Below are 6,433 nucleotides of genomic sequence, written 5' to 3'. Positions count from 1 at the left end.
GTCACAATGGGGGTTTCCATCGCTACAAGTTTTACGAATGGAAGTTGCGTTTCAAAATCACAGATGAAGAGCTTGCCTGTTCCCCCATGGAGGATATGGTAGGTTTCAGTCCCATTATCATAGAGGACCGACAGGCTTTACCGGCTTCCCATTCCGCCCCTATGTCTCCTCCCGCTACGGAACCTTACCGGCCGATGAGACAACCGTGCAAGGTTGTAGATAACTCAGAGATCTCCCTTGAACTTCCCAACGGGATGAAATTGAAATTTAAAGGTCAGTCCGGTTGCAAGGCTGCCCTGAGTTTTATCTCTAAAATATACAATGCCAATGTTCTGCCTAAATGATAACATGCGCTACTTCCTGTGCGGCGGCTATACAGACATGCGCAAAAGGATTTTCAGTCTCAGCGGTCTTGTCCATGACAAGATGGGTGGTGATGTAAGAAGCGGCGATGTCTATCTGTTCGTGAATCGTGCGAAAAACCGTCTCAAATTGCTTCACGCGGAAACCGGCGGCTTGGTTCTGTATGAGAAGCTTCTTGAAGAGGGTACTTTTAAACTGCCTGATTATGATCCCGACACAAAATCCTATCCCATGACGTGGAGCGATCTGGTGATGATGGTCGAAGGAATAAGTGAGGACAAGAAAAAACGTCAGAGGCGTCTGCGGGATCTGAGAAAGAGGTGGTGATGCCTTAAAAGACACTGAAAATAAACCTTTTGCAAACTTGCCTATCCCGATTTTTTTCCTTATCTTTATATCACAAATAAATCAGGAAATGACAAGGGAAGACACATTAGTGCAAATGATACAGTCCTTGAAGGAGCAACTTTCTGTGATGGCGGCGACCAACCGCAAGCAGAATGAGACGATTGTCTCGCAAGCCCAAACAATCGAGGAACTCCGGAGTACGATAGTTGATCTGAACGCTTCACTGGCATGGCTGAAAAGGAAAGTGTTCGGAAAGATGAGTGAGAAATGTAAACCCATTAAGGGGGACCCCATGCTCCCTTTTGAATACGGCGATCTGGAACAGGTCGAGGCGGAAATCGAAGAAGCCCGCAACAGGGCGGCGGCGCAGATTACCGTCCCGAAAGTCCAGATCGCCGGAAAAACATCCCGCCGTAACCGGGTGGTGATGGATGACCTGCCTGTGGTTACCGTCGTCATCGAACCCGAAGGCCTTGATCCCGATAAATACGTCAAGATAGACGAGGAACACACCAGAACTCTTGAGATGAAGCCGGGATATCTCTATGTGAAAGACACGGTACGTCCCACGTATGCCCTCAAGGATGACACGGAAGCCATTGAGAACGGCAGGAAAACTGTTATAACCGCTCCCATGCCACTGATGCCCATATATAAAGGCATGCCCGGGGCTTCCATGCTCGCTGAGGTCCTCTTACAGAAATACGAATACCATGTCCCGTTCTACCGACAAGTGAAACAGCTGGAACATCTGGGGGTGAAGCTGTCACGAAAGACATTGGGAGGTTGGTTCAAACCCGTCTGCGAACTTCTGGAACCGCTTTATCTGGAACTCAAGAAGGTAGTACTCTCCTCCGATTATATACAGGTTGACGAGACCACGCTTCCGGTTATAGACCATGACAGGCACAAGGCGGCGAAGGAGTACATCTGGATGGTCCGAGCGGCTATGCCGCGCCTGCTCTTCTTCCATTATGACGACGGTTCACGTGCGCAGAAAGTGGCGGTCGAACTCCTGAAGCCGTTCAAGGGATACCTTCAATGTGACGGTTACTCCGCTTATGACATTTTTGAAGAGAAGGAGGATGTGCATCTGTGTGCTTGTCTCGCACACATACGCAGGCATCTGGAGTCAGGAAAGGAAGAAAACCGGGAATATGCCATGCAGGGACTTAAATTTATACAAGACCTGTATAATGTGGAGCATATGGCTGATGAGCGGCAACTCTCCTATGAGGAACGTGCGGCACTGCGGCAGCGTCTGGCCGGACCACTGCTTGACGCCTTTGAGCTCTGGCTTCAGAACACATACCCCAAAGTACTTAAACGCAGTCTTATGGGAAAGGCCATAGCCTATACTTATCCTCTCATGCCAAGAATGAGACACTATCTGTATGATGGAAGAATCTTTATTGACAACAACGGGGCGGAAAACGCACTGAGACCTATCGTTCTGACCAGAAAAAACATGCTGTTCTGTGGGAATCAGGAGGCGGCTAAAAATACAGCTGTCATCTGTTCGTTGCTCAGCTCCTGCAAGGAGTGTGGAGTCAATCCGCGCGAATGGTTGAACCATGTCATCACAAAACTGCCATATTACCTCGAACCCAAATCGAGCAGGAATCTCCGGGAGTTGCTTCCGGACAAGTGGACATTAGCATGAGACAAATCCATAGACAGTCCATGGAAAGTCCACGGAAAATCCATGGACAATCCACGACAATCTCACTTCTGAGATACGACAACCAAACATGAGCAGTAATAATCATATCTGACCACCATTAAGGTAGTGCGTAAACAAACTACACTAAAATCAAATACGCAAGATGGAGTTGTTCAACCGCTTACATTGTGACAAAAATCTGTTATACTCAAATTGCTGGCCTTCTGACGGCGAAGAATCCTGATAAATTCCTCACGCGTCATGTACTTCTTCTTTTGTATCATAATTATGAACTGATTTATTAGGATACAAAAGTAGGAAGCCTAAAGGCTTAGAAAAAGATGGATTTGTTCAGACGCTTACGTAATAACTCGCTCTCCTTTTAATAAATCATTTAAAAAGTCTATCAATAAATCTTTTGATATCTCTTGACCGAATATTTTTTTAAATCCATAATCGGTAAATGGATTAATGAACCTTCCCATTTCTAATCGTCGTTGAAGTTGTTTGTGTTACAAAGATAGCACAAATCATTTATTCACAAACATCAGTGGCTGAATAATTTGATTTTGATGAATAAAAGCGCACTGCCTTCACAAGTAGTGCGCTTATTTATTCCCATCTTATGTTTATATGGGCTGGGGACTTTTTTATTATATCGTATCGGGTTTATTTTGTAGGATAGCTGCGTTTCTTTGACAGTTCTTTCAGATTAGCATTGGCTTGTTCTTTAAGTCCTGCTGCTTTTGCGGCATTGAAATATTTTTCCGCTGTTTCCAAATCTTCTTCCATCATCGCAACGATACCTAAATTATTAAGTGTCTCAGCTGCCTTTGGGTCAGCCTTTGCCAAATATTTTTTGGCAACAGTAAGATCTCCACCTTTCTGAATCTCCACTGCGGCAGCATTCAGGTTAGCAGTAGGATCGTTCGGGAACATTAAGGCAGCCACTTGGAAAGCATGATTGAATTCTTCGCTTCCTGTTTTGTAACTCTGGGCAATGAGATAAAGCTCTTTCAGGCTTAATTGCTGAGGATGTTTGTCGATAATCTCCTTTGATTCTTCCAAGTCGAAACCGCGTACTGTGTAGCTTACTACATAGTCTGAATGACGTAATGCCGGATAGCATTCTTGTAGGAGATATTGATAAGCTTGCGGACCGACTAGTCTTGCTATGCTGTGTTCCTTCATATCTGCATCCATGCTTGTATCATCCATCAAGCGTATTATCTCATCTTTCTTATCCATTGTAGAAGCTACAACAAACTTGCGGAAACCTTCCCAGTCTTCCGGGGTTGAATCCGAAGTGATGAGTTTGTGGTCAAAGTTGTAATAACTGGTCACATAATCCACAAGTGCTTGGGTACGATTCTTTGCTAAATACGTGTTGTGTGAGTAACTTCCTTCGGGAGAAGCATATCCGTGGATGCTGATACCGGTAAGTTTGATGTTATTGTCATTGCGTACTGTGTCGATGGTGGCACGCACTTTGGCGAGCTCATCCGCATTCCTGCGATATTCCGGATAGATGATAAATTTATTAACCGGGAAATCCAGAAATGCTTTGCCTTCCACTGCGCGATGCTTCACTGCTTCTTCTTGAGGTGTGATATACGCTACTACCGGTTGAAGTTTCAGAGGGGCAATGTTTAATTGAGCGATTTTTTCACCGCTGTTTTCTTCTATTATGTCACAACAACCGCATACATCAATATTCAGCTTCATATTTGCCTGACGCATCCAGCCCTCATAAGGGACTTGCACTAAATAGTTCAAGGTTTGTTCCGTTTTTCCTTGACGGCGAACAATCGTGTAAACAGATGCTGGAGTCTGATGATTTCGTTCGTTGATGAGTTGTCGTTTGCGACCATAGATAACTATGGAAGGTAGTTCCTTTGTGTGCCCATTACTTTCGAGAAATGGAGTCAGGGTGGTGGCATTGTTGGAACTCATTTTCAGGTTCGGTTGCAGAACGATGTCCATGCTTACTGTCAGGCGGTTGTCGTCACTACGTGTAGCCGATTCTTTTTCAATGCGTATCTGATCTTTATAGATTGTCTGCGCTTTTCCGCCTAGTATAGGCAGCAGGCAGAAAAGGATATATAGAATCTTTTTCATATTTGTTTTGTTTTTAGAATAAATAAATTAAACTAATAGCAGCTTTGGTAGGACCCACGTAATTCTTGTGTCCTTCGCCTTTCTTTTCACCACAAGTCTTACATTCAAATTGTTCATACTTGACACGTGCATAACCGAAACCGATATTCCCTTCCAGATTCCAGTGTTTACTCAAAATCCATTGGTAACCGTAGGACACGCCTGCACCGTAGAAATGACCTTTGAAACGGTGGTCTTGCAATTCCGGCCAAATGCCCCAAGGCATATCAATGGCGGCAGCCTGATAAACGCCTCCGTGAAGATGGACCCCAACGAAGTGACCATTGAATTTATCACAGAACCAATAACGGAGTTCCGGTTGGAAAGCAAGCATTTTCATCATCTTCTGGTCTTTATAGCTCCAAGGATTGTAATTGGCATACAAATCCAGGGTTAGCTTTTTACTCAGACCCACTTCGGCACCAAGATTGATGATTTTCAACGCGTCCATTACAACATTTGTTTTTACGCCAACAACCTGACTATATAATAAGGTGGAGGCAAACAAAGCAATACTTAAGATTATGATTCTTTTCTTTTTCATCGTATGATGGGTTTTGTTTGTTGATCGATACAAAAGTAGGGATATTCAAAATATCCGTTAAAGGGCAGATTCTTCTTTCTTTTCCCTCCTTTCAGTGGAAATTAATAAGCTGTATGGTATATCTTTCATTCTAGGTGGTATATCATTCATATGTTTGATAGTTGTTATTTTAATCATCGTATGCGATTAATTCACATATGATGGGTGATTGATACTTGTATATTCTGATCAAATACTTGAATGGGTTGTATTTCATTCATTAAAGAGTGGTAAATCATTCATTTTTCCTTTGAAAATGCTTTTTTATATGAATTAAATGCCTTACGTTTGTATCAGACAAACAAAAACAAGGTTCTAAGAAACCGAATTAAATAACTAATTATTTTAAGATTCCCTCCTGAGGAACATGAACAAACAAACAATGAAGTAACCAATGAATTGAAAAGCAATTCATGAATAAATTATCAAAATGAATTAAAATTTAGGAGGAAATATTATGAAGTCAATTAAATTCTTTTTAGCTTGTGTATTTGTGTTAGCTTTTACTGCATGTTCAAATGCTGAAAGTGATGGTTTTGAAGATAATTCTTCATCTTTTGAATCCATGAAATCTTTATATGGAATCGAGGCTGCTTCTCTTGAAACACAATCTGATAACATCCCTTCTGTTACGGCTGAAGAAATGCGTGGCGTATTAGAGGCTCTTCGCAAAAACAGTGAAACTTCTTATGACTGTAAAGTAGAAGATGTGGAAGGATTTTACGGAACTGGTAATGATAAGAAAACAGTAATGATGACTGCTGAGTATAAGGCTCGCACAAGATCGGGAGTTATTTTGGAAAACTTCGCGCTTTGTGTATCATTGAAATTCAATGTCGATAAAAACTCAGTATATTATGTGGGCACTTCTTACGACTGTGTGACTGACTTGTTCACCTGGAAGGGATACGGTGCTTCAATCTCTGCAACTCCTGAAGGTGGTACAGTGTTTACTTCTACTTCTTACATCTATTTCCGCGTAAATGACGAAGGTAACTGTTTGGTAAAAGTGCCGGTTACTTTCAAAGGTAGCTATGATTTTGATGCCGCCCAAGGTACTTATAATTTTACACTCTCAAAAGCAGCGAACTGATCCTGTTCGATAAAAACAAAAACAACAAAAACAATAGGTATAAAAGATATTATTGACTCTGGGATGCCCGTTATTCTCAAAAGAGTCTGAAAGAGGAACCAAACAACAAACAAAAACAATGGGGTAAGGTAAGGTGCTGAAGCGGAAGTGTTATGCTAAAAGATGTGTAATGTAAGCTTATATTGCAGGGGATGTGTTTTGAATAACTCTGTTGATTCTTGGATAG

Annotated in this window: 6 protein-coding genes and 1 pseudogene; 4 read left to right on the top strand and 3 right to left on the bottom strand. The window is 42.3% G+C overall.

The window, feature by feature from the left end:
• From CZ225_RS19500 to tnpC, 3 genes are all read left to right on the top strand, one after another.
• Positions 1–344 (top strand): hypothetical protein (locus CZ225_RS19500; RefSeq protein WP_077155120.1); only part of this gene is annotated, 344 nt, incomplete at its 5' end.
• A 4-nt stretch (positions 345–348) separates the two neighbouring features.
• A complete protein-coding gene (tnpB, locus tag CZ225_RS19495) occupies positions 349–690 on the top strand; it encodes an IS66 family insertion sequence element accessory protein TnpB (protein ID WP_234982990.1) in 342 nt (113 codons plus the stop codon).
• 88 nt (positions 691–778) lie between these two features.
• Positions 779–2,374 carry an IS66 family transposase gene (tnpC, locus tag CZ225_RS19490; protein WP_077153017.1) on the top strand — a complete coding sequence of 532 codons (1,596 nt, stop codon included), beginning with the start codon at positions 779–781 and terminating at the stop codon, positions 2,372–2,374.
• Between the two features lie 362 nt (positions 2,375–2,736).
• Here the strand turns inward: tnpC and CZ225_RS19485 are convergent.
• The 3 genes and pseudogenes from CZ225_RS19485 to CZ225_RS19475 form a co-directional block, all read right to left on the bottom strand.
• Positions 2,737–2,859: pseudogene (locus tag CZ225_RS19485) on the bottom strand (PD-(D/E)XK nuclease family transposase); the annotation flags it as partial.
• A 184-nt stretch (positions 2,860–3,043) separates the two neighbouring features.
• A complete protein-coding gene (locus CZ225_RS19480) occupies positions 3,044–4,492 on the bottom strand; it encodes a DUF3868 domain-containing protein (RefSeq protein WP_077155119.1) in 1,449 nt (482 codons plus the stop codon).
• Between the two features lie 13 nt (positions 4,493–4,505).
• Entirely contained in the window at positions 4,506–5,075 is a 570-nt protein-coding gene (locus CZ225_RS19475; protein WP_077155118.1) for a DUF3575 domain-containing protein, read from the bottom strand.
• Between the two features lie 496 nt (positions 5,076–5,571).
• On the opposite strand from CZ225_RS19475, the gene CZ225_RS19470 reads away from it, so the two are divergent.
• Complete coding sequence (locus tag CZ225_RS19470) at positions 5,572–6,207, top strand: DUF5033 domain-containing protein (RefSeq protein ID WP_077155117.1); 636 nt, start codon at positions 5,572–5,574, stop codon at positions 6,205–6,207.
• Positions 6,208–6,433: the final 226 nt, after the last annotated feature.

The sequence above is a fragment of the Bacteroides bouchesdurhonensis genome (assembly GCF_900155865.1).
Lineage (GTDB): Bacteria > Bacteroidota > Bacteroidia > Bacteroidales > Bacteroidaceae > Bacteroides > Bacteroides bouchesdurhonensis.
Note: the sequence above shows the minus strand (reverse complement) of the source record. Positions and strands in the feature narration are given on the sequence as shown.